Annotated in this window: 16 protein-coding genes; 5 read left to right on the top strand and 11 right to left on the bottom strand. The window is 71.9% G+C overall.

Annotation, left to right across the window (positions count from 1 at the left end; translation table 11 throughout):
- Positions 1-598: 598 nt before the first annotated feature.
- From ACZ499_RS18165 to nsdA, 4 genes are all read right to left on the bottom strand, one after another.
- Positions 599-3046: a [protein-PII] uridylyltransferase gene (locus ACZ499_RS18165; protein WP_468676081.1), complete on the bottom strand. Its 2448-nt coding sequence runs from the start codon at positions 3044-3046 to the stop codon at positions 599-601.
- 36 nt (positions 3047-3082) lie between these two features.
- The gene (locus ACZ499_RS18160) at positions 3083-3421 is read right to left on the bottom strand and encodes a P-II family nitrogen regulator (protein ID WP_101390346.1); all 339 of its coding nucleotides are present in this window, start codon (positions 3419-3421) and stop codon (positions 3083-3085) included.
- Positions 3418-4761, bottom strand: coding sequence for an ammonium transporter (locus ACZ499_RS18155; protein WP_468676079.1), 1344 nt, complete (start codon positions 4759-4761; stop codon positions 3418-3420). The genes ACZ499_RS18160 and ACZ499_RS18155 overlap by 4 nt, the downstream gene beginning before the upstream one ends.
- A gap of 332 nt (positions 4762-5093) precedes the next feature.
- Positions 5094-6569: a transcriptional repressor NsdA gene (nsdA, locus tag ACZ499_RS18150; protein WP_468676077.1), complete on the bottom strand. Its 1476-nt coding sequence runs from the start codon at positions 6567-6569 to the stop codon at positions 5094-5096.
- 429 nt (positions 6570-6998) lie between these two features.
- Between nsdA and ACZ499_RS18145 the strand changes: the two genes are divergently transcribed.
- The gene (locus tag ACZ499_RS18145; protein WP_385542664.1) at positions 6999-7646 is read left to right on the top strand and encodes a bifunctional DNA primase/polymerase; all 648 of its coding nucleotides are present in this window, start codon (positions 6999-7001) and stop codon (positions 7644-7646) included.
- Between the two features lie 195 nt (positions 7647-7841).
- On the opposite strand, the gene ftsY is transcribed toward ACZ499_RS18145, so the two are convergent.
- The gene (gene ftsY / locus ACZ499_RS18140) at positions 7842-9056 is read right to left on the bottom strand and encodes a signal recognition particle-docking protein FtsY (RefSeq protein WP_468676075.1); all 1215 of its coding nucleotides are present in this window, start codon (positions 9054-9056) and stop codon (positions 7842-7844) included.
- A 391-nt stretch (positions 9057-9447) separates the two neighbouring features.
- Here ftsY and ACZ499_RS18135 point away from each other — a divergent pair, with 391 nt between their 5' ends.
- Together ACZ499_RS18135 and ACZ499_RS18130 are read left to right on the top strand one after the other, a co-directional pair.
- A complete protein-coding gene (locus ACZ499_RS18135) occupies positions 9448-10899 on the top strand; it encodes a cytosine permease (RefSeq protein WP_468676073.1) in 1452 nt (483 codons plus the stop codon).
- Positions 10900-10958: 59 nt separating this feature from the next.
- Entirely contained in the window at positions 10959-11987 is a 1029-nt protein-coding gene (locus ACZ499_RS18130; RefSeq protein ID WP_468676070.1) for an LLM class flavin-dependent oxidoreductase, read from the top strand.
- A gap of 41 nt (positions 11988-12028) precedes the next feature.
- Here the strand turns inward: ACZ499_RS18130 and ACZ499_RS18125 are convergent, their stop codons facing one another.
- The 4 genes from ACZ499_RS18125 to ACZ499_RS18110 form a co-directional block, all read right to left on the bottom strand.
- Positions 12029-13447 (bottom strand): sugar porter family MFS transporter, encoded by a 1419-nt coding sequence (locus ACZ499_RS18125; protein WP_468676068.1) that lies wholly within the window; start codon positions 13445-13447, stop codon positions 12029-12031.
- A 197-nt stretch (positions 13448-13644) separates the two neighbouring features.
- Positions 13645-17241 (bottom strand): chromosome segregation protein SMC, encoded by a 3597-nt coding sequence (gene smc, locus ACZ499_RS18120; RefSeq protein ID WP_468676066.1) that lies wholly within the window; start codon positions 17239-17241, stop codon positions 13645-13647.
- Positions 17242-17487: 246 nt separating this feature from the next.
- Positions 17488-17706 carry a hypothetical protein gene (locus ACZ499_RS18115; protein ID WP_067164723.1) on the bottom strand — a complete coding sequence of 73 codons (219 nt, stop codon included), beginning with the start codon at positions 17704-17706 and terminating at the stop codon, positions 17488-17490.
- Between the two features lie 379 nt (positions 17707-18085).
- Positions 18086-18367: an acylphosphatase gene (locus tag ACZ499_RS18110; RefSeq protein WP_385542646.1), complete on the bottom strand. Its 282-nt coding sequence runs from the start codon at positions 18365-18367 to the stop codon at positions 18086-18088.
- 166 nt (positions 18368-18533) lie between these two features.
- Between ACZ499_RS18110 and ACZ499_RS18105 the strand changes: the two genes are divergently transcribed.
- On the top strand, positions 18534-19370 hold the full coding sequence (locus ACZ499_RS18105; protein WP_468676063.1) for a CAP domain-containing protein: 837 nt from the start codon (positions 18534-18536) through the stop codon (positions 19368-19370).
- 82 nt (positions 19371-19452) lie between these two features.
- Positions 19453-19851, top strand: coding sequence for a winged helix-turn-helix transcriptional regulator (locus ACZ499_RS18100; protein WP_385542640.1), 399 nt, complete (start codon positions 19453-19455; stop codon positions 19849-19851).
- On the opposite strand, the gene mutM is transcribed toward ACZ499_RS18100, so the two are convergent.
- Both mutM and rnc read right to left on the bottom strand, forming a co-directional pair.
- Positions 19824-20684 (bottom strand): bifunctional DNA-formamidopyrimidine glycosylase/DNA-(apurinic or apyrimidinic site) lyase, encoded by an 861-nt coding sequence (gene mutM, locus ACZ499_RS18095; RefSeq protein WP_468405880.1) that lies wholly within the window; start codon positions 20682-20684, stop codon positions 19824-19826. The two genes, ACZ499_RS18100 and mutM, sit on opposite strands and share 28 nt — an antisense overlap.
- A gap of 131 nt (positions 20685-20815) precedes the next feature.
- A complete protein-coding gene (gene rnc, locus ACZ499_RS18090) occupies positions 20816-21649 on the bottom strand; it encodes a ribonuclease III (protein WP_385542634.1) in 834 nt (277 codons plus the stop codon).
- Between the last annotated feature and the right edge of the window lie 16 nt (positions 21650-21665).

Raw genomic sequence — 21665 nt, 5'->3', positions numbered from 1 at the left:
CTCCGGGGGTGGGTGGGCGGCGGGGGTGGGGCGCGCTACTGGGGGCTGCGCCCCCAGACCCCCGGGCGGGGGGCTCTGCCCCCCCTGCACCCCAGGCGGGGCCTGCGGCCCCTGCATCCTGCTTTCGGGGCTGCGCCCCGGGCCCCGTTCGTCTGCGGGCCGTCTTGGGCTGGTCGCGCAGTTCCCCGCGCCCCTGAAGGGGCGGGGCCTACGACCCCTGCCCCGCTCCTCAAGCGCCGGGGGGCTGCATGCGCGGGCCCCGTTCCTCGCACGCCCGAGGGGCTGAAATGTGGCCAGGGCCCGTTCTGCCTTCAGGGGCGCGGGGAACTGCGCGAGCAACCACGGCCCACCCGCAGACAAACCCCGGCCCAAAAAGAGGCGCGGGGAACCACGCGAGCAACCACAGCCCACCCGCAGACAAACACCGGGCCAAAAAGGGGCGCGGGGGACTGCGTGACCAGCCCCCACCCACCCGCAGGCAAAAGGCGAGGCCCCCGGGGCGCAGCCCCGCCCGGGGGTCCGGGGGCCTAGTCCCTGGGAGAGCCACATCCACCCCCACCCGCCCTCGGAAGTCAAGGGAACGGGGCGGGGCGGGGGATCAGCCACCCCCAGAACCCAGCGCCCGCTCCACCCCCCGCGCAACCCCCACCGCCACCTCCGCCCCCAGCGGCTCCCCCTCCCCGTCCGTCACATAGAACGCGTCCACCGCGTTCCCCCCCAGCGTCGAGACGTGCGCGCTGCGCACCCGTACCCCCGCCCGGTCCAGTTCGCGGCCGATGCGGTGCAGGAGGCCGGGGGCGTCCTGGGCGCGGACCTCGATCACCGTGGCCAGGCGGGACGCCGCCGGGGCGACCGTGACGCGGGGCGGGGGCGCGGCCGGACCCCGGCGGCGGGCCGCCTCGCGTTCGGCCAGGCGGGAGGGGAGGTCCAGGGAGCCGTCCAGGGCCCGGACCAGGTCGGCGCGGAGCCGGGCCGCCTGCGGGAGCGAGCCGTACTCCGCCGCCACCCGCCAGTCCAGCAGGAGGATCTCCCCGCCCACGGGGTCGGGCAGTTCGATCGCCCGCAGCTCCGCCGTCCGCACCGTGAGGCGGTGCATCGCCAGCACGCCCGCCACCGCCGGCAGCACCCCGGCCTGGTCCGGGACCGCGATCAGGAGTTCCACGCCGAGCGGTTCGCGGGCCCCCTCGTCCGCAGGCGCGTCCGTCTGGGCGCGCAGCGCGAGGACCGGGCCGCGCGTGCGGTGGGCCTCCATCGCGAGGCGCTCCTGCTCGGCCGTGGTGAGCGACGGCTCCGGATCCACCGGCTCCCCCGCCAGCACCGCCCCCGCCCGCTTCACCAGGTCCGCCACGAGCGAGCCCCGCCACGAGGACCAGGCGGCCGGTCCGGTCGCCAGCGCGTCCGCCTCGGTGAGGGCGTGGAGCAGTTCGAGCGTGGAGACCGTACCGACCGCTTCGGCCACCGCCCGTACCGTCGCGGGGTCGTCCAGGTCGCGCCGGGTCGCCGTCTCGACGAGCAGCAGGTGGTGGCGTACGAGTACGGCGACCACGGCCACGTCGTCCTTGTCGAAGCCGATCCGGGTGGCCACGTCGCGCGCGATGACCTCGCCCGCCACGCTGTGGTCGCCGGGCCACCCCTTGCCGATGTCGTGGAGCAGGGCCGCGACCAGGAGCAGGTCGGGGCGGCCGACGCGGCGGGTGAGCGAGGAGGCCCGTACGGCCGTCTCCACCAGGTGGCGGTCGACGGTCCAGGTGTGCACGGCGTTGCGCTGCGGGCGGCAGCGCACCCGCTCCCAGTCGGGCAGCAGCCGGGTGATCAGGCCCTCGGCCTCCAGCGCCTCCCAGACGGGCACGGTGGACTCGCCCGCGCCCAGCAGCGTCACCAGCTCCTCGCGGGCCTCGGCGGGCCAGGGCACCGGCAGCGGCCGGACCGCGGCGGCGAGGCGGCGCACGGCGTGCAGCGAGACGGGCAGCCCGGAGCGGGCGGCGGCCGCGGCGGCCCGCAGCGGCAGCACCGGGTCGCGCTCGGGTTTCGCGGCGAGCGCCAGCACCACCTCGCCGTCCTGTTCGACCACCCCTTCGGCGAGCGGGGTCCGCTCGGGGGCCGCCGTCCGGCCACCGAGCAGACCGCGCAGCCGGGGCCGCGCCGAGCGGGCCCGCAGGACCCGGCCGACCTCGCGCCAGGTGACGTCGCTGGCGTACGCGATGGTCCGCGCGGCCTCGTACACCTGGCGCAGCAGTACGTCCGCGTCCAGCACGCCCAGCGCGGCGGCGACGGCGTCCTGTTCCTGGAGGGCGAGGCGGTCGGTGGCCCGGCCGGTGGCCAGATGGAGCGCGTCGCGGACGTCCAGGAGCCGCCGCCGGGCCTCCCCCAGGCCCTCGCGGGGCGCGTCGGCGAGCCAGGACGCGGCGACCGCGCGCAGGGCGGTGGCGTCCCGCAGCCCGCCGCGCGCCTCCTTGAGGTCGGGTTCGAGCAGGAACTGCAACTCGCCCTGGCGCTCGGCCCGTTCGCGGCACAGCGCGTCGAGTTCGGGCAGCCGCTTGGGCGCGAGGTTGCGCCAGTCGGCGAGGACGGCGGTGCGCAGAGAGGCCGTCAGGCTCTGCTCGCCCGCCAGATGGCGGGCGTCCAGGAGGCCGAGGTGCGCCTTGAGGTCGGCGCCCGCGGTCCTGCGGGCCTCGGCGGGGGTGCGGACCGAGTGGTCGAGGGCCAGACCCAGGTCCCACACGGGGTACCAGAGGCTGTCGGCGAGCGCGGAGACGGCGCTCGCGTTCGCGCTGCCGTCGTGCACGAGGACGAGGTCGAGGTCGCTGCGGGGCGACAGTTCGCCGCGTCCGTAGCCGCCGACGGCCATCAGGGCGGCCCCGCGCACCCCGGCCGCCCGGGCGGCTCCGGTGAAGAGCTGGGCCAGCCAGTCGTCGGTGAGCCTGGCCAGGGCGGCACGGCGCGGCGGCCCGGACTGCGCCTCCTCCTGGAGAAGGCGCAGCCGGGCCGCCGCATAGCCGCCGGATCCGGAGTCCTCTGTCTCTGTGCTGACTTCCACACGCGTCACCGGCAGCTCCTGTCCGTACCGAATCGGGGGACCAAATCAGAGGGCGTCGGGGCCGCGCTCGCCGGTGCGGACCCGGACCGCCGTCTCGACCGGCACGCTCCACACCTTGCCGTCGCCGATCTTCCCGGTCCTGGCCGCCTTGACCACGACGTCGATCAGCTGCTCGGCGTCGTCGTCCTCGACCAGGACCTCAATGCGGATCTTGGGGACGAGGTCGACGGTGTACTCGGCGCCGCGGTAGACCTCGGTGTGGCCGCGCTGGCGCCCGTACCCGCTGGCCTCGGTGACCGTGAGGCCCTGGACCCCGAAGGCCTGCAGGGCCTCCTTGATCTCGTCCAGGCGGTGCGGCTTGACGACCGCGGTGATCAGCTTCATGCGTCCACCTTCTTGTTCTGCGCTGCCTTCTCGCTCGGGGCCGGGGCGGGCGTGCGGGTGGCGGTGCCGCCGCCCGCGCCGCTGAAGTCGTACGCCGTCTCGGCGTGCTCGACCTGGTCGATGCCCGAGACCTCGTCGTCCTCGGGGACCCGCATCCCGATCGTCTTGTCGAGCAGGAAGGCGAGGACGGCGGAGGCCACCAGCGAGTAGCCGAGGACCGCGCCGACGCCGATGGCCTGCTTGCCGAGCTGGTCGAGGCCGCCGCCGTAGAAGAGGCCCTTGGCGTCGGACTGTACGCCGCCGGTGGCGAAGAGGCCGACGAGGAGGGAGCCGGCGATGCCGCCGACCATGTGGACGCCGACGACGTCGAGGGAGTCGTCGAAGCCGAAGCGGTACTTGAGGCCGACGGCCATGGCGCACAGCACACCGGCGATGACGCCGACCGCGATCGCGCCGAGGGGGCTGACGCAGCCGCCGGACGGGGTGATGGCGACGAGGCCCGCGACCGCGCCGGAGGCGGCGCCGAGGGTGGTGAAGGAGCCGTGGCGCAGTTTCTCGTAGCCGAGCCAGGCGAGCATGGCGGCGGCGGTGGCGACCTGGGTGTTGACGAACATCACCGCGCCGACGCCGTCGTCGTTGCCGAGCCAGGAGCCGGCGTTGAAGCCGAACCAGCCGAACCACAGCAGCCCTGCGCCGAGCATGACCAGCGGCAGGCTGTGCGGCCGCATCGGGTCCTTCTTGAAGCCGACGCGCTTGCCGATGACGAGGATGACGCCGAGGGCGGCCGCACCGGCGTTGATGTGGACGGCGGTGCCGCCCGCGAAGTCGATGACGCCCTTCTTGAAGAGCCAGCCGTCGGAGGCCCAGACCCAGTGCGCGACCGGGAAGTAGACGACGCTGACCCACAGGGTGATGAACAGCGCCCAGGCGCTGAACTTGACGCGGTCGGCGAGTGCGCCGCTTATCAGCGCCGGGGTGATGACCGCGAACATCAGCTGGAACACGGCGAAGACGTAGATCGGGACGGTGTATCCGGGCCAGAGCTGGACGATGCCGATGCCGCTGAGCCCGAAGTAGTCCTTGGACCAGCCGATGAAGCCGTTGGACTCGCCGAAGCTGAGGCTGAAGCCGTAGAGCACCCACAGGATCGTGACGATCCCGAGGCTGATGAAGCTCATCATCAGCATGTTGAGCGTGCTCTTGACTCGGACCATGCCTCCGTAGAAGAAGGCCAGGCCGGGGGTCATGATCATTACCAGCGCTGAGCAGATCAGCATGAATCCGGTGTTGGCGCTGGACAGCTGCGGAGCGTCAGCTGCGAGCGTGATGCCTGGGGGCATCGGCGTCTCCTCGTCGTCGGTACGGCGGCCCGTGCGGGGCGAACGAGTGGCTGCGAAGGGGTGGGCCGTTATGCGCCATGAGGTTGGCGCAGCGCGGTTTCCGTCGATGCCGCACGATGTTTCGCCACCGTGACGAAGAGGTCGGGCGTGTTACACCGGCATGAACTGCCGGATCACGGCCCTGGGCGCGGCTACCATCCGCGTACACGTGGACGGGTGACCGGCCGCGACGTCCCCCGGTTGACCTGGCGCGGGGGAGCCGAGTCGGGCTGTACGGGGTGGGCGTCGCGGCCGGCGTCCTGTATGCCGCCGTGGCGGCTCCCCAGGGTGTCTCAGACGGCCTCGGCCGTCTCGGGCAGCTCCCGGCCGAGCAGATCGGTGAACCGGACGACCTCGGCCACGTCCCCGAAGTCCCGCACGGCGGTGTCGACGGTCTTGCGCAGCCGAGTGTTGACCCGCTCGGAGCGGACCGTCTTGGCGATCTTCAGGGCCTCTCCGGCCAGCACGGTCGACTGCTCGGGCTCGCGCTTGAGGAGGTGGACGGTGGCCATGCCGATCAGGTTCAGTGCGTACGACCGCTGGTGGACCTCGTCCTTGCCGAAGAGCGCGACCGCCTTCTCCATCACCGGTTCGGCGAGCGTGGCGTACGTGGGGCTGCGCCCGGCCACATAGGCCAGGTCGCGGAACGAGTGCGCGTTCTCCCCGTTGAGCTCGGCCTCGGAGAAGAACTGGATCCAGTCGGGCTCCGGCTCGCCGTCGAGTCCGGCGTCACCGAAGGTGTCCTCGGACATTCTGACGGCCCGCTTGCACTTGCTGGGCTGGCCCATGTTCGCGTACGCGCGTGCCTCCATCGCATACAGCATCGCCTGGGTGCGAGGGGTGGCGCAGTCGCGGCTGCCGTACTGGGCGAGGTGGATGAGTTCCAGGGCGTCGTCGGGGCGGCCCAGGTGGATCATCTGGCGGCTCATCGAGGACAGGATGTAGGACCCGAGAGGCTTGTCGCCGCACTCCTTGGCGGCGTGCAGGGCGAGGACGAAGTACTTCTGGGCGGTGGGCTGCAGGCCCACGTCGTAGCTCATCCACCCGGCCAGTTCCGCGAGTTCGGCCGCGACCCGGAACAGGCGCCGGGCGGTGGCCTCGGGCTGCGGCTCCTGGAGGAGGTCGGTGACCTCGTGGAGCTGGCCGACGACGGCCTTGCGGCGCAGTCCGCCGCCGCACTGGGCGTCCCACTGGCGGAACATCTCGGTGGTGGTCTCCAGGAGGTCGAGCTCCGGTTTGGAGAGCCGGGAGGGGCGCCGGGCGTTGGCGGGCGTCTCCACGTTGATGGACTCGCCGGGCGGCGCGGGCACCAGCCAGCGCTGCATGGGCTCGATCAGGGCGGGCCCGGCCGACAGCATCAGTGAGGTGCCGAGGAAGCCGCGCCGGGCCAGCATCAGGTCGCTGCGCGAGTACTCGCTGAGCAGGGAGACCGTCTGGGGGCCAGCCCAGGGCAGGTCGACGCCGGAGACCGACGGGGACTGGTGTGCGGTGCGCAACCCGAGGTCCTCGACGGCCACGACGCTGCCGAACCGCTCGGAGAACAGCTCGGAGAGGATGCGCGGGATCGGCTCGCGCGGCATCTCGCCGTCGAGCCAGCGGCGCACTCGGGAGGTGTCCGTGCTGATGTGATGCGCGCCGAGCTGGCGCGCCCGCCGGTTGACCTGCCGCGCGAGCTCGCCCTTCGACCAGCCGCTCCGCACGAACCACGAACTCAGCTGTTCGTTGGGGCGCTTGCCGGCGCTCGTACCGCTAGCCCCACTGCCGCCCACTGGAACGCCCCCATTCAGCTAAAGCCATGTGCGTCTTCCCTGCCATGCGAACCCCTATCAGAATGCCGCGAGCCGGGGCCTGTTGTCCTCAGGACGCGGGCCTTCGGACGGTACGGCTCCTTGCCTTTGGCATACCCACGAGCGCGTGGGTCTCAAGGGTCCATGTACTGAACGTAATCCTACGATCACTGCTCCCGCGAGGGCGATTCCAGAAACGCCACCATTCGCCACCCCTTCGAATGAACTCCCTTGGCGCTGTGCGCGATTCACTTGACACAGGTCGATCAGGAGTCGGTGGAGCGATGCACGCCGGGGCGCGCGGACCGGCTCGCGCTACCTCCCCTTCCGCCGCGAGCCGCCGGGTGAGCAGTGCGCAATCGGGGAACTCCGGATCGTAACCACCGTCGAGTCAGATCCGTTGGAGGGGGCATGGGGTTCACGATCGGTGGCAGCCGGGGGATCCGCGAAAGCCGACCCGGATCGCGGCGCCGCGGTCGCGCGACCGAGGTCACCGCGGTGGCGGAGTACACGGGCCTGTGGGGCTGGGACGTCGCCCCGGGGGCCCGGGAGCTCTCGGGTCAGTGCTCGTGCGGCGAGGCGGGCTGTCCGGCGCCGGGAGCGCATCCGCTGGACTTCGCGCCGGAGGTGCCCGCGGGCGCGACCCTGGACGAGGTCGGCAAGGCGTGGGCGGAGTGCCCGGGGGCCGCGGTGCTGCTGCCGGTGGGCCGCACCTTCGACATCCTGGACGTGGCGGCGCCCGCGGGGCGGCGGGCGCTGGTGCGCCTGGAGCGGATGGGGCTGCCGCTCGGCCCGGTCTCGACCACCCCGGCGGGCCGCACGCACTTCTTCGTCGCCCCGGGGGCCGCGGCCGAACTGCCGCGCCTGCTCTACCGGATGGGCTGGGACGACGCCGACCTGGACCTGGTCTGCCCGGGTCCCGGGGCTTATGTGCCCGCGCCCCCGTCTGCGGACGTCCACTGGCTGCGCCCGCCGTCCCTGGACACCGCGACCCGCCCGCCGGAGGCCCGGCTGCTGCTGGGCACGCTGGCGTACATCTGCCACCGGGCCCCGTTCTGACGGGCAACGAGGCGAAAGGGCCCCGCACATATGCGAGGCCCTTTCACTGATGGAGAAGCCCGTCGTACCCAAGGGGCGCGGGGCTGTGTCGTTGTGCGGCTGCGCCGCGTGGGCGCGACCAGCCCACGACGCCCCGCAGCCGCCACGCGGCAGACCGCACCCCGACGGCAGGCGCCGGGCACCCGGTTAACGCGCTCAGTCCCCGATCAGCGCGTCCACGAACGCGCCGGGCTCGAACGGCGCCAGGTCGTCCGCGCCCTCGCCGAGGCCGATGAGCTTGACCGGGACGCCGAGCTCGCGCTGGACGGCGATGACGATGCCGCCCTTGGCGGTGCCGTCGAGCTTGGTGAGGACGATGCCGGTGATGTCGACGACCTCGGCGAAGACGCGGGCCTGGACCAGCCCGTTCTGCCCGGTGGTGGCGTCGAGGACCAGCAGGATCTCGTCGAGCGGGCCGTGCTTCTCCACGACGCGCTTGACCTTGCCGAGCTCGTCCATGAGCCCGGTCTTGGTGTGCAGCCGGCCCGCGGTGTCGATGAGGACGACGTCCGCGCCCTCCGCGATGCCCTCCTTGACCGCGTCGAAGGCGATCGACGCCGGGTCGCCGCCCTCGGGGCCGCGCACGGTGCGGGCGCCGACGCGCTCGCCCCAGGTCTGCAGCTGGTCGGCGGCGGCCGCGCGGAAGGTGTCCGCCGCGCCCAGGACGACCGACTTGCCGTCGGCGACGAGGACGCGCGCGAGCTTGCCGGTGGTGGTGGTCTTGCCGGTGCCGTTGACCCCGACGACCATGACGACGCCGGGGCTCTCCAGGCCGCCCTCGGTCTTCACCGTGCGGTCGAGGTCCGGGCCGAGCAGCGCCACGAGCTCCTCGCGCAGCAGGGTGCGCAGCTCGGCGGGGGTGCGGGTGCCGAGCACGCGGACGCGCTCGCGCAGCCGCTCGACCAGCTCCTGGGTCGGGGCGACTCCGACGTCCGCGGTGAGCAGGGTGTCCTCGATCTCCTCCCAGGTGTCCTCGTCGAGGTTGTCCCGGGAGAGCAGCGTGAGCAGCCCCTTGCCCAGCGAGTTCTGGGAGCGGGCGAGCCGGGCGCGCAGCCGCACGAGGCGGCCGGCCGTCGGCTCGGGCACCTCGATCCCGGGCGCGGCGGGCGCCTCGGGAAGCGCCTCCTCGACGACGACGGGGCTCGCCGGAGCCTCGGGGAGGGCGACCTCCTCGATGGTGCGGCGTTGCTCCTCGGCCGTCTCCGCGGCGTCTTCGCCGACGTGAGGCTCGGCGGGCGGGGCAGTGATGGTCGGCGTGGACGGCGGGGCCGTGGGGGGCAGCTGCTTCTTCTTGCGGCTGCTGACCACGAGCCCGCTGATCGCGCCGACCGCGACCAGGGCGATGACTACGGCAAGGATGACGAATTCCATAACTCCCTCAGTATGCGTGACCGCCGCCACCGCGGTTCGTAGTACGGACAGGGGGTCGCTTCCCTGCGGGCCGGGCTGGTCCGCCGCTCGGCCTCGCGTCGGCGGGAAGCCCCTGAGGGGAGGAGTCACGAAGTCCCCGGCATCAGAGGGGCGTCCGGCGCGCGAAGCGCGCATCCAGTGGGCGGCTCGGCCTGTCGAGTCGGCCGAGCCGCCCACTGCTTGGCTCCAACCCGCCCGCCCCGGTCGTGTCTTCGCATGAAGATCAAAGGGAATTATGGGGCAATCGTCGTATTAAGTTACGATGGAGGGGGAGGCGTCAACGCGCGTAGAGTCCCCCGAGATGACCCCCACCGGCTCCCTGCGGAGCCGAGCGAGAGGCAACCGCACCCCCATGAGCACCACTTCCCAGTCCGAAGGCGCACTGGAAACCCGTGGCCTGGAGCCCGTCCCCGACAGCGAGCGCACCGCCAGAACGCGGGAGCTCTTCCCGACCTGGGTCGCCGCCAACATCAGCGTGCTGCTGCTCACGATGGGCGCGAGCCTCGTCGTGACGTACAAGCTGAACTTCTGGCAGGCGATCGTCGTCGGGACCGCCGCTCCGGTCGTCAGCTACGGCCTCGTGGGGCTCATCTCGATCGCCGGCAAGCGCGGTGGCGCACCCGGCATGGCGCTGTCGCGCGCGGTCTTCGGGCAGCGCGGCAACCTGCTGCCGGGCGCGCTGATCTGGGTCGCCCGCTGGGGCTGGGAGACGATCAACGCGGTCACCGGCGCCTATGCGATGCTGACCGTCCTGGACATCCTCCTCGGCGTGAAGAGCAACACCTTCCTGATCATCGTGACGCTGCTGGTCTTCGTGGTGACGACCTTCGCGATCTCGGGCCTCGGCATCAACGTCGTACAGAAGTGCAACAAGTACGCGACCTATCTGTTCGGCGCGTTCTCCGTGCTCGTGCTCGTCTATCTGGCCCTGAACACCGACTGGAGCGCGGTCTTCGACCGCCCGGCGGGCAAGGTCTCGCTGATGGTCGCGGGCACCGGCCTGATCGCCGCGGGCGGCGTCAGCTGGATCCCGTCCGCCCCGGACTTCACCCGCTATCTGCCGCGCACGGCCTCGCCCAAGGCCATGGTCGCCAGCTCCGTGGGCGGCGCGGGGATCGTCGTGCTGCCGATGGTCCTGATGGGCGCGGTCATGGCGGTCTCCACGCCGGACCTCGCCTCGGCCGCGGACCCGGTCTCCTTCCTCGGTGAGATCCTGCCGCTGTGGATCGCGGTGCCGTATCTGCTGATCGCCCTGGTCGGCATGGTGCTGATCAACTCGATGTCGATGTACTCGGCCGGCTTCACCGCGCAGACCCTCGGCTTCAAGATCCCGCGCCACTGGGCGGTCTCGGTCAACGCCGTGATCTCGCTGGCCTTCGGCGGCGTGCTGATGCTGGTCGCCAAGAGCTTCATGGGCTCCTTCATCGCCTTCCTCTCGCTGCTCGCCGTCGCCTTCTCGGCCTGGGTCGGCGTCTTCGGCGCGGACATGCTGCGGCGCACGGAGTACGACGCGAAGGCGCTGCTCGACACCACGCCCACCAGCGCCTACTGGTACACGGGCGGCTTCTCCCCCGCCGCCGTCGCCGCCTGGGCGCTGGGCCTCGGCTCGGGGCTGCTCTTCACCACCTCGGACTGGTTCACCGGCCCGCTCGCCTCGAACAACCCGGTCGGCGAGTACGGCCTGGGCTGGGTGGCCACCATCGTGATCTCGGGCCTGCTGTACGTGGTGCTGCCGAAGCCCGCCGTGCCGGCCCCGGCAGAGGCGGACGAGGCGGCCGGGGAGCGCGCACCCCTGGCCGTCTGACGCTTCGTCAGCTACCGTCCCCCTCCACCGGATCCAGCCCGGCGGAGGGGGACTTTCCCATGCCGTTCACGGTCGTACGCATGAACCTGGTGGCCCCGCACGAGCCGCCCGAGACCCTGTCGGCCCGCTACCGCGCCGCGGTGGAGATGGCCGCGTACGCCGACGCGCACGGCGTCGACACCGTCCAGACCGAGGAGCACCACGGCACCGGCAACGGCTGGCTGCCCTCCCCGTTCGCCTTCGCGGGCGCGGTCTTCGGCGCCACGCAAGGAGATTCGGCGGCGCGCAGCGCCTCGTTGAGGGGTGGTGGTCGGGCGACGGGTGGGCGGATCGCGGTCACGGTGTCCGCGATCATCGGCCCGCTCTACGACCCGCTGCGGCTCGCCGAGGACATCGCCGTGCTCGACCTGCTCAGCGGCGGGCGCCTGGTGACGGTCGCGGGGATCGGCTACCGGCCCGAGGAGTACGAGCAGGCGGGCGTCGAGTGGGGCCGGCGCGGCAAGCTCCAGGACCTGCTCCTGGAGACACTGCTCAAGGCGTGGACCGGCGAGCCGTTCACCTACGAGGGCCGGACGGTACGGGTCACTCCGCGCCCGTTCACACAGCCGCACCCGATGCTGCTCGTCGGCGGCTCCTCGAAGGCGGCGGCCCGGCGGGCGGCCCGGCTCGGGCTGCCGTTCTTCCCGAGCGCGCATCTGCCGGACCTGGAGGCGTACTACCGCGAGCAGCTGGCCCTGCACGGCACCGAGGGCTGGACGATGATGCCCGCCGAGAAGACGCCCCTGCTGCACCTGAGCGAGGACCCGGACCGGGCCTGGGCGCTGTACGGGCAGCACTTCCTGCACGAGGCGCGGATGTACGCGTCATGGCAGTCCAAGGACATCCGCTCGGCCGTGCGGTCGGCCGCGTCCACGGTGGAGGAGCTGCGCGCCGAGGGCGTCTACCGGATCGTGACGCCCGAGGAGTGCGCCGCGCTCGGCGCCGAGAGCCTGGTCCTGCACCCGCTGTGCGGCGGGATGCCGCTGGAGGAGGGGTGGCGCAGTCTGCGCCTGTTCACGGACGACGTACTGCCCCGGCTCCATGGGTGAGCCGGGGCAGTACGCGTTCGAGGAGAGAGGGGCAGCGGGGATTAGCCCATCTCCTCCAACGCCTTGCCCTTGGTCTCCTTCACGTACTTCAGTACGAAGGGGATCGAGAGGGCGGCGAAGATCGTGTAGATCACATAGGTCGCGGAGAGGTTCCATTCGGCCAGCGACGGGAAGCTCGCGGTGATGGCCCAGTTGGCGATCCACTGCGCGGAGGCGGCGACGCCGAGGGCGGCGGCGCGGATCCGGTTCGGGAACATCTCGCCGAGGAAGACCCAGACCACCACGCCCCAGGACAGGGCGAAGAAGAGCACGAAGATGTGCGCGGCGACCAGGGCGATCCAGCCCTGGGTGGCGGGCAGCTTGCCGTCGACGAGGTCGTACGAGAAGGCCCAGGCCTCCAGGGCGAGGCCGACGGCCATGCCGACCGAGCCGATGAGCGCCAGCGGACGGCGGCCGATCCGGTCGACGAAGATCATCGCGATCACGGTGCCGATGATGTTGATGATCGACGTGGTGAACGAGTAGAAGAACGACTGCGTCGGGTCGACGCCGACCGACTGCCACAGCGTCGAGGAGTAGTAGAACGCGACGTTGATGCCGACGAACTGCTGGAATACCGACAGGCCGATGCCGACCCAGACGATCGGCTTGAAGAAGAACGAGCCGCCGAGCAGGTCCTTGAAGGCCGACTTGTGCTCGCTCTTCATGGCGTGCTCGATCTCGGCGACGCGGGCGTCCAGGTCGATGTGCTCGCCCTCGACCTCCTTGAGCACCTCACGGGCGCGCGCGTCGCGGCCGGCCGAGATCAGGAAGCGCGGCGACTCGGGGATGGCGAAGGAGAGCAGGCCGTACAGGACGGCCGGGACGACCATCACGCCGAGCATGACCTGCCAGGCCTCCAGGCCCATCAGGTGTCCGCGCTGGTCCCCGCCCGCGGCGTTGAGGATGCCCCAGTTGACCAGCTGCGAGATCGCGATGCCGATAACGATGGCGGCCTGCTGGAAGGAGCCGAGCCGCCCGCGGTACGCGGCGGGGGCGACCTCGGCGATGTAGGCGGGGCCGATGACCGAGGCCATGCCAATGGCGAAGCCGCCGATGATGCGCCAGAAGGCCAGGTCCCACAGGGCGAAGGGGAGCGCGGAGCCGACGGCGCTGATGGTGAAGAGCACGGAGGCGATCTGCATACAGCGGATGCGGCCGATGCGGTCGGCGATCCGGCCCGCGGTGGCGGCGCCGATCGCGCAGCCGATCAGGGCGATCGCGATGACCTGGGCGAGCGCCGCTGAGCCGATGTCATAACGGCCCCTGATGGCCTCGACGGCGCCGTTGATCACGGCGCTGTCGTAGCCGAAGAGGAAGCCGCCCATCGCGGCCGCCGCCGCGATGAAGATGACATGGCCGAGGTGGTCGGGGTGCGCCGCGCGGGCTCCCGAGGCCTGTGGCTGCGTAGTGCTGGTCACGTGAACTCCTGGGGCCGCCCGGCAGCGTCGCCGGGCGTTGGGGGCACTTCAAGTGGTACACAACTTCAGGTCACCCACCACTTGAAGGTAAAAGCAACGTTGCAGAGACTATGCCTTCAAGTTTCGAAGTCAATAGGGGCAGACCTGTGAGTTGAGCAACCCTGAGTTGTCTCACTTGTTCAAGTATTGAAGATGGGTTAGCGAAGGCGCTGGCTGATGACCTTGGAGACGCCGTCACCCTGCATGGACACGCCGTACAGCGCGTCCGCGACCTCCATCGTCCGCTTCTGGTGCGTGATCACGATCAGCTGCGAGGACTCCTGGAGCTCCTGCATGATCCGGATGAGCCGCTGCAGATTGGTGTCGTCGAGCGCCGCCTCGACCTCGTCCATCACATAGAACGGGCTCGGCCGTGCCTTGAAGATCGACACCAGCAGCGCAACGGCCGTCAGCGACCGCTCACCGCCCGAGAGCAGCGAGAGCCGCTTCACCTTCTTGCCCGGCGGCCGCGCCTCCACGTCCACACCGGTGGCGAGCATGTTGGACGGGTCGGTCAGGATCAGCCGCCCCTCGCCGCCCGGGAAGAGCCGCGAGAAGACGCCCTCGAACTCCCTGGCCGTGTCCCGGTACGCCTCCGTGAAGACCTGCTCGACGCGCTCGTCCACCTCCTTCACCACCTGAAGAAGGTCGGCCCGGGTCTTCTTCAGGTCCTCCAGCTGCTCCGAGAGGAACTTGTGCCGCTCCTCCAGCGCCGCGAACTCCTCCAGCGCGAGCGGGTTGACCTTTCCCAACTGCTGGTACGCCCGTTCGGCTGACCTCAGTCGCTTTTCCTGATCCGCGCGGTCGAAACCCATGGGCCGGTTGCGCGGGTGGTCCCCCGCGGCGAAGCCGCTAGGGGACTCAGCCTCGGGAAGCTCCTCTCCCTCGGCGAGCGGGGACGGCGGCACCGGCTGGTCGGGGCCGTACTCCGCGACCAGCCCGGCCGGCTCCACCCCCAGCTCCTCCAGCGCCTTCGTCTCCAACTGCTCGATCCGCATGCGCTTCTCGGCACCGAGTACCTCGCCGCGGTGCACCGAATCCGTCAGCTTGTCGAGCTCGCCCTTGAGGTCGCGGCCGGTGGCCCGGGCGCCCGCCAGGTCCTGCTCGCGCGCGGCCTTCGCGGCCTCGGCCTCGGCCCGCTCCCGCTCGGCCCGCACCACCGAGACCTCGACGTGTGCGAGCAGGGTCCGCGCGCCCGCCGCCACGGCCGCCGCCACCCGGGCCTCGTGGCGCAGCCTCTCGCGCCGCTCCTCGGCCCGGGCGCGGGCCTCACGCTCGGCGCGGGCGCCCCGGTCGAGCGCGTCGGCCCGCCCGGCCAGGCCCTTCACCCGCTCCTCGTGCGTACGCAGCTGGAGGCGGGCCTCCATCTCGGTCTGACGGGCGTTGGCCCCGTCGGCGGCGAGCCGGTCCCGTACGGAGGTGTCCGGCTCCTCCGCCCCTTCCTCCCCGGAGGGGCGATTCTCCTCGGCCACCAAGAGCCGCTCGGTCAGCTCCTCGGCCTCCTCAAGGGCCTTCTCCAGGGCCTCCTGGGCGCGGGCCGCGGCCGCCGCCGTGCGCTCGGCCTCGCCGGCGGCGCCGCGCGCCTGCCCGGCGAGCCGCCCGAGCTGCTGGGCGACGGACGACTTCTCCCGGTCGGCGGCCCGGCGCCGCTCCCCCAGCTCCTCGACGCGCTCGGCGCACTGGGCCCGCCGCTCCCCCGCCGTCCGCTGGACCTCGGCGAGCTCCTCGCAGCGCACCGCGAGCTCGGCGAGTTCGGCGGCGGCCTCGTCGACCGACGCCTGCACCTCCAGCAGGCTGGGCGCCCCGGCGGATCCTCCGTGCGCGAAGTACGCCCCGAGCAGATCGCCCTCGGCGGTGACGGCGGTCAGGCCCGGCTGCGCGTAGACCAGGTCCTCGGCGTCCTCCAGGGTGCCCACGACCACGACCCCGCGCAGCAACTTCCGCACGGCGGGCAGCAGTTCCTCAGGGCCGCGCACCAGGTCCGCCGCGTACGGCGGCCCGCCCTGCCGTACGGGATCGGGCTCCTGGGGGCCCGGCAGCCCGCCCACCAGGAGCGCGGCCCGCCCGGCGTCCTGCTTGCGCAGCAGCCGGATCGCCTGGGCGGCGGTGGCGGGTCCCGACACCGCGAGCGCGTCGGCGGCGGCGCCCAGGGCGGCGGCCACCGCCACCTCGTGGCCGGGCACGACGGTGAGCAGCGCGGCGGCGGGGCCGAGCAGCCCGGCGAGCGAGTCCTGGGCGGCGAGCAGCGCGCCCGTGCCGTCCTTGCGGCGCAGGCCCAGGGCGAGCGCGTCGTGGCGGGCGGCCACCGCGGCACGTTTCCTCTCGGCGGCCGTGGCCGCCTCCCGGGCGGCGCCCAGGGCCGCCTCGGCCTCGGCGAGCTCGCGCTTGGCGCGCTCGTGCTCCTCGCCGAGCTCGTGGTCGTCCGCGTCCAGGCCGTCGACCTCGGCCTTCAGCTGTTCGTACTCCTCCTGGGCCAGCGCCGCGCGCTCGCCCGCCTCGTCGCGCGCCGCCGCCAGCCGGTCGATCTCCGCCTGCGCCGAACCCGCCCTGCTCCGCGCCGCGTTGACCTGCCCGTGCAGCCGCGCCAGGCCCTCGCGCCGGTCCGCGATGGCCCGGGCCACATCCTTCAAACGACGCTCTTCCAGCGCGAGTTCCCGCTCCAGCTCGGCACGGTGGGACGCGGTGTCCTCCAGGGCGCGCTCGGCCGCCTCGCGGGCCGCCTCCAGCTCCGCCTCCTGCTCCCGGATCCGGGCGGCCTCACGCTCCATGTCCTCCGGGTCGCGCCCGCGCCGCTCCTCCGGCGGCTGGGCGGTGGCGCTCTTCACGCGCGCGTCCGCGAGCGAGACGGTGCCCCGCACCCGCTCGGCCAGCTGCGACAGCTCGTACCAGGTCTGCTGGGCGCTCCGGAGGCGGGGCGTGAGCCTGCGGACCTCGTCCTCCAGCTCCCCCTCGCGCGCGAGGGCGGCCTTCAGCTCGGCCTCGGCGCTGTCCTTGCGCTGCTTGAGCGCCGCCTCGTCCTCGATCTCGGCCCGCAGCGCCTGGCGCATCCGCACCAGGTCGTCGGCGAGCAGACGCAGCCGGGCGTCGCGCAGATCGGCCTGGATGACGGCGGCCCGGCGGGCGACGGCCGCCTGCCGGCCCAGCGGCTTGAGCTGGCGCCGCAGCTCGTCGGTGAGGTCCTGCACGCGCGCGAGGTTGGCCTGCATCGCGTCCAGCTTGCGCAGCGCCTTCTCCTTGCGCTTGCGGTGCTTGAGGACGCCGGCCGCCTCCTCGATGAAGGCCCGGCGGCCCATCGGGTCGGCGTGCAGCACCGAGTCGAGCTGGCCCTGCCCGACGATCACATGCATCTCGCGCCCGATGCCGGAGTCGGAGAGCAGCTCCTGGATGTCGAGCAGACGGCAGGTGTCGCCGTTGATCTGGTACTCGCTGCTGCCGCCCCGGAACATGATCCGGGTGATGGTGACCTCGGCGTAGTCGATGGGCAGGGCGCCGTCGGAGTTGTCGATGGTGAGGGAGACCTCGGCGCGGCCCAGCGGCGGGCGGCCGGTCGTCCCGGCGAAGATGACGTCCTCCATCTTGCCGCCGCGCAGCGACTTGGCGCCCTGCTCGCCCATGACCCAGGACAGCGCGTCCACCACATTGGACTTGCCGGAGCCATTGGGGCCCACCACACAGGTGATGCCGGGCTCGAACTTCAGTGTCGTCGCGGAAGCAAATGATTTGAACCCGCGCAGGGTGAGGGCCTTGAGGTGCACGCCGTCGGACTTTACTCTCCGCGCCCCGTGCCGCCCCGGGAAGGCGCACCCCGGCGGTTTCACCTCTGGCCACGCAGGGCACATCGGATGAGAAAGACCGCACGGAGCGGAGGGGTGGTGCGGGCGGGCGGCAAAGACCGGTGGCAAAGACGGTCCGGGCAAGAAAGAAGGGACGCCGAGGCGTCCCTTGCATATCTATCTCTGGAGAGTGGATCTCACCTACGGGCCTTCGGGTGCGGCCCCGGATCAGGTGAGCGCAGGCTCCGCCTGGGGTACGTCGATGTCGATGCCTTCGAGCAGCGAGTCTCCGCGATGCGAAGCAACGGCAGCGGACAGCGCGTCCTTCTCGGACTGGATCCGTACGAGCTCGGACTCTAGGTCCTGGACACGCTGCTGGAGCCGTCGCATCTCGGCGAGGAGTCGCGGGTCGGAACCGCCGACGTAACCGAGAAGCGCCTTTGCCATGATGGATGGTCCTCCACAATGAGTGACCGACCGAAGCGGTTGGGTCGTGAGGGAATCGCACCCGCGGTGCTTGGACTTGACTGTGTTCTTCATGCCAAACAGCTAAGGTGCGCGGGGCTTCCAGCGTCTCACCAAAAAGTTTGACGGTCAACACGATCACGCCCCGTATCGGCGGGCAGTCCGGGGGCCGTCCGGCCGGGACGCACCCGGCGAGGCCTCTCCTCGGAGCCCTGGGGGCGTGGAGATCATCCTTCTAGCGGCAGCCTTGCACGCCGGAGGGCGATTGGCAACAACGAAGTCGTACGAGGTCAGGGGCCCGGACCCGGACCGACCGACTGGTACGCGGCCCCCGGGCCGCGATGCGGGCGGCCGGGCCGTCCTAGCGGATCGCGAAGCTGTCGTAGCCGCCGCGGGGCGTGGCCCAGATCTCGGTGACTCCGTCGACCCTGCCGGGTGTGTCGCCGTCCCTCAGCCACTCCAGCAGACGGTGGCATTTATCACGCGGCCCCTCGGCCACGACCTGCACCCTGCCGTCGTCGAGGTTGAGCGCGAACCCGACGAGGCCGCCGATCTCCAAAGCGTTTGCCCTGGTGAACCAGCGGAAGCCCACTCCCTGTACTCGGCCGCGTACCCAGGCGGTGAGCCGTGCGTCTTCGTTCATGGGTGCACGCTAACCGGCCAATACCTCACGGAGCACTTCGCCCTCTTGCGTCATGGCGTACAGTCCCGACGCAATGAGCCTCACCCGTTCGGAGTAGCATCCGTCGCCCCGTACGGGGCCTGGGGCCCAGGGACCACAGCACCGAAGCAATGAGGGAGACCCGCTGATGGGACGCCATCGTCGCTCCGCCGCACCCGCCAGGAAGCGGCCCATCGTGCCCGTGCGCACCGGGCTGCTCGGCGCGTCCGCCGCCGTGGCGGTGGGCGCCGTAGCCATAGCCTCCGGCCTGCTGCCGGGCGGCTCGTCCTTCGAGCTCAACGGCGGGCCCACGGGCGAGCACGTCCAGGCCGGCGGCACCTCCTCCTCCGATCTGCGCCAGCAGGGCGGCGAGGCCGTGAAGCCGACCAGCGCGGCCCCCTCGGCACCGATCACCTCGCCGAGCACCCACGCACCGCTCACCTCTCCCTCCGCCACGCCCTCCCAGAAGCCGTCGTCTCCCGCGCCGACTCCGACGCGGGAGAAGACGTCCGCCCCGGCGGCCGCGCCGAAGACGGCCAAGCCGTCCGCCCAGCCGTCCAAGGCGAAGGTCATTCCGGAGCAGCGGCAGATCAAGGCGCCCAGCGCCGAGCAGGCGGCCGCTGCCACCATCGTCTCGCTGGTCAACCAGCAGCGCGCGCAGGCCGGCTGCAGCCCGGTGAAGGCCGATGCCTCGCTGGCGGCGCTGGCCACCGAGTTCAGTGACGCCATGGCGGCGCGCGGCTTCTTCGACCACACCGACCCGGACGGCAAGAGTCCCTGGGACCGGGCCGCGAAGGCGGGCGTCGGCAATCTGGGCGGCGAGAACATCGCCCGCGGCCAGGCGGACGCCAAGGCGGTCATGGAGTCCTGGATGAACAGCCCGGGCCACCGGGCGAACATCCTGAACTGCGACTACAAGACGCTCGGCGTCGGCGTGCACTTCGGCGAGGGCGGCCCGTGGTGGACGCAGGACTTCGGCTTCTGAGCCGCCGGACCCCGCCGCTCACACACCTCATCGACACAGCGCTAACTTCTGGTTAGCGCTGTGTCGTCGTATGGTGAGAGGTATGGAAGAGACCGCCACCGCCGACCCCGCGGACCTGCCGTTCGACGTCTTCTCCAAGGCGTGCCCCTCCCGCGGCACCCTTGAGCACGTCACCGGCCGCTGGGGCAGCCTCACCCTGGGCGCGCTCCACGAGGGAAGTTTCCGCTTCAACGAGCTGCGGCGGCGGGTCGACGGGGTGAGCGAGAAGATGCTCTCCCAGACGCTGCACGCGCTGGAGCGCGACGGGCTCGTCCACCGCGAGGCCCAGCCGACCAACCCGCCACGCGTCGACTACACCCTGACCCCTCTGGGGTACGAGGTCGCCGAACGGCTCCTCGGTCTGATCCACCTGATGGAGGACCGGATGCCGTCGGTCCTCGAAGCCCGCGAGCGTTACGACACGGTGCGCGGCGCGCGCTGACAGCGCGGGCAGAAGTAGCTGGACCGGTTCATCCAGGGGCGCCGGCGCATCGGAGTGCCGCACCGGCGGCAGGGCTCGCCCTCGCGCCCGTACGCGTCGAGCGAGCGGTCGAAGTACCCCGACTCGCCGTTCACATTGACGTAGAGGCTGTCGAAGCTGGTGCCGCCGACGGCGAGCGCCGCGTTCATCACGTCCCGTACGTGGCCGAGGAGTTCGGCGCACTTGGGGCGCGTGAGCGTCGAAGTGGGGCGCTCGTAGTGCAACTTGGCACGCCACAGCGCCTCGTCCGCGTAGATGTTGCCGACCCCGCTGATGAGCGACTGGTCGAGCAGAGCGCGCTTGACGGTCGTGCGCCGCAGCCGCAGCGCGGTGAAGAAGGCGGCGTCGTCGAAGAGTTCGTCGAGCGGGTCGCGCGCGATGTGGGCGATCACATCGGGCAGCCCGTCCGGGGTGTTGTCGTGGAGCGAGAGACCGCCGAAGGTCCGCTGGTCCACGAAGCGCAGCTCGGTGCCGGCCTCGTCCTGGAAGCGCAGCCGGATCCGCAGGTGCTTCTCGTCGGGCGCGCTCTCGGGCTGCACCAGGAGCTGCCCGCTCATCCCGAGGTGCCCGAGCACCGACTGACCGGTGTCCGCCAGGGGCAGCCACAGATACTTTCCGCGCCGCCGGGCCACCCCGATGCGGTGCCCCTTGAGCCGGGCCGCGAAGTCCGCCGCGCCGGCCGGGTGGCGGCGCACGGCCCGGGGGTGCAGCACGTCCACATGGTCCACGGTCCGCCCGGCCACCCAGCGCTCCAGACCCCGCCGCACGACTTCGACCTCGGGCAGTTCGGGCACGGGTTCCTCCGGAGGGGCGGGTGGACGCGGGGATGAGCGCAGCGTATCCCCGGCGGCGGGCGGCCCCCGGCCCGGGTACGGAAAAACCCCTGCCCGTACGGAATCCGTACGGGCAGGGGTTCAGGAAACGGTCAGGCTGCCGGGTCGGCGGCGGGGGTCGGCGTCCCGCCCTCCGGCTCGGCGACGGCGGCCTCGGCCTCCGCCTTGGCCTTCGCGAGCCGCTCGTCGGCGGACGCGCTGATCGCGCGCCATGCCGATTCCGCGGCCTGCTGCTCCGCTTCCTTCTTGCTGCGGCCGGTGCCGGTGCCGTACGAGACACCACCGACGCGGGCGGCAGCAGTAAAGGTCTTCTCGTGGTCGGGACCCGTCTCGGAGACCAGGTACTCCGGAACGCCGAGGCCTTCGGCCGCGGTGAGCTCCTGGAGACTGGTCTTCCAGTCCAGGCCGGCCCCGAGGTTCGAGGACTTCTCGATCAGGGGGTCGAAGAGCCGGTGGACGAGCTCGGAAGCCGCCCCAAGACCCTGGTCCAGATAGACCGCGCCGATCACCGCTTCAAGCGTGTCGGCGAGGATGGAAGCCTTGTCCCGGCCGCCCGTGCCCTCTTCGCCCCGGCCGAGCCGGATGAAGGAGCCGAGGTCGAGCCCACGGCCCACCTGCGCCAGCGCACGAGAGTTGACCACCGCGGCCCGGAGCTTGGCCAGCTGGCCTTCCGGGAGATCGGGGTGGGTGCGGTACAGCGTGTCGGTGACGACAAGACCGAGCACCGAGTCCCCGAGGAACTCGAGCCGTTCGTTGGTCGGCAGACCGCCGTTCTCGTACGCGAACGAACGATGGGTCAGTGCACGCACCAGAAGGGCGGACTCAAGGTGATACCCGAGCCGCCCTTCCAGAAGCGTGTGGGACGAGGCCGAGTTGTTGTCGCTACTGCCCGCCTTCTTGGCGCCGGCATTCGACAGATCAGACATCGGGCCTCTCACCAGC

The organism is Streptomyces sp. NPDC031265 (assembly GCF_055570295.1).
Note: the sequence above shows the minus strand (reverse complement) of the source record. Positions and strands in the feature narration are given on the sequence as shown.

What these genes read in the sequence shown, in the direction of transcription:
- ACZ499_RS18160 (WP_101390346.1), bottom strand. Translation starts at nt 3,421, where the DNA reads ATGAAGCTGATCACCGCGGTCGTCAAGCCGCACCGCCTGGACGAGATC.
- ACZ499_RS18100 (WP_385542640.1), top strand. Translation starts at nt 19,453, where the DNA reads ATGGAAGAGACCGCCACCGCCGACCCCGCGGACCTGCCGTTCGACGTC.
- ACZ499_RS18110 (WP_385542646.1), bottom strand. Translation starts at nt 18,367, where the DNA reads ATGAACGAAGACGCACGGCTCACCGCCTGGGTACGCGGCCGAGTACAG.
- ftsY (WP_468676075.1), bottom strand. Translation starts at nt 9,056, where the DNA reads ATGGAATTCGTCATCCTTGCCGTAGTCATCGCCCTGGTCGCGGTCGGC.
- ACZ499_RS18155 (WP_468676079.1), bottom strand. Translation starts at nt 4,761, where the DNA reads ATGCCCCCAGGCATCACGCTCGCAGCTGACGCTCCGCAGCTGTCCAGC.
- rnc (WP_385542634.1), bottom strand. Translation starts at nt 21,649, where the DNA reads ATGTCTGATCTGTCGAATGCCGGCGCCAAGAAGGCGGGCAGTAGCGAC.
- ACZ499_RS18145 (WP_385542664.1), top strand. Translation starts at nt 6,999, where the DNA reads ATGGGGTTCACGATCGGTGGCAGCCGGGGGATCCGCGAAAGCCGACCC.
- ACZ499_RS18135 (WP_468676073.1), top strand. Translation starts at nt 9,448, where the DNA reads ATGAGCACCACTTCCCAGTCCGAAGGCGCACTGGAAACCCGTGGCCTG.
- ACZ499_RS18115 (WP_067164723.1), bottom strand. Translation starts at nt 17,706, where the DNA reads ATGGCAAAGGCGCTTCTCGGTTACGTCGGCGGTTCCGACCCGCGACTC.
- ACZ499_RS18130 (WP_468676070.1), top strand. Translation starts at nt 10,959, where the DNA reads ATGCCGTTCACGGTCGTACGCATGAACCTGGTGGCCCCGCACGAGCCG.
- ACZ499_RS18105 (WP_468676063.1), top strand. Translation starts at nt 18,534, where the DNA reads ATGGGACGCCATCGTCGCTCCGCCGCACCCGCCAGGAAGCGGCCCATC.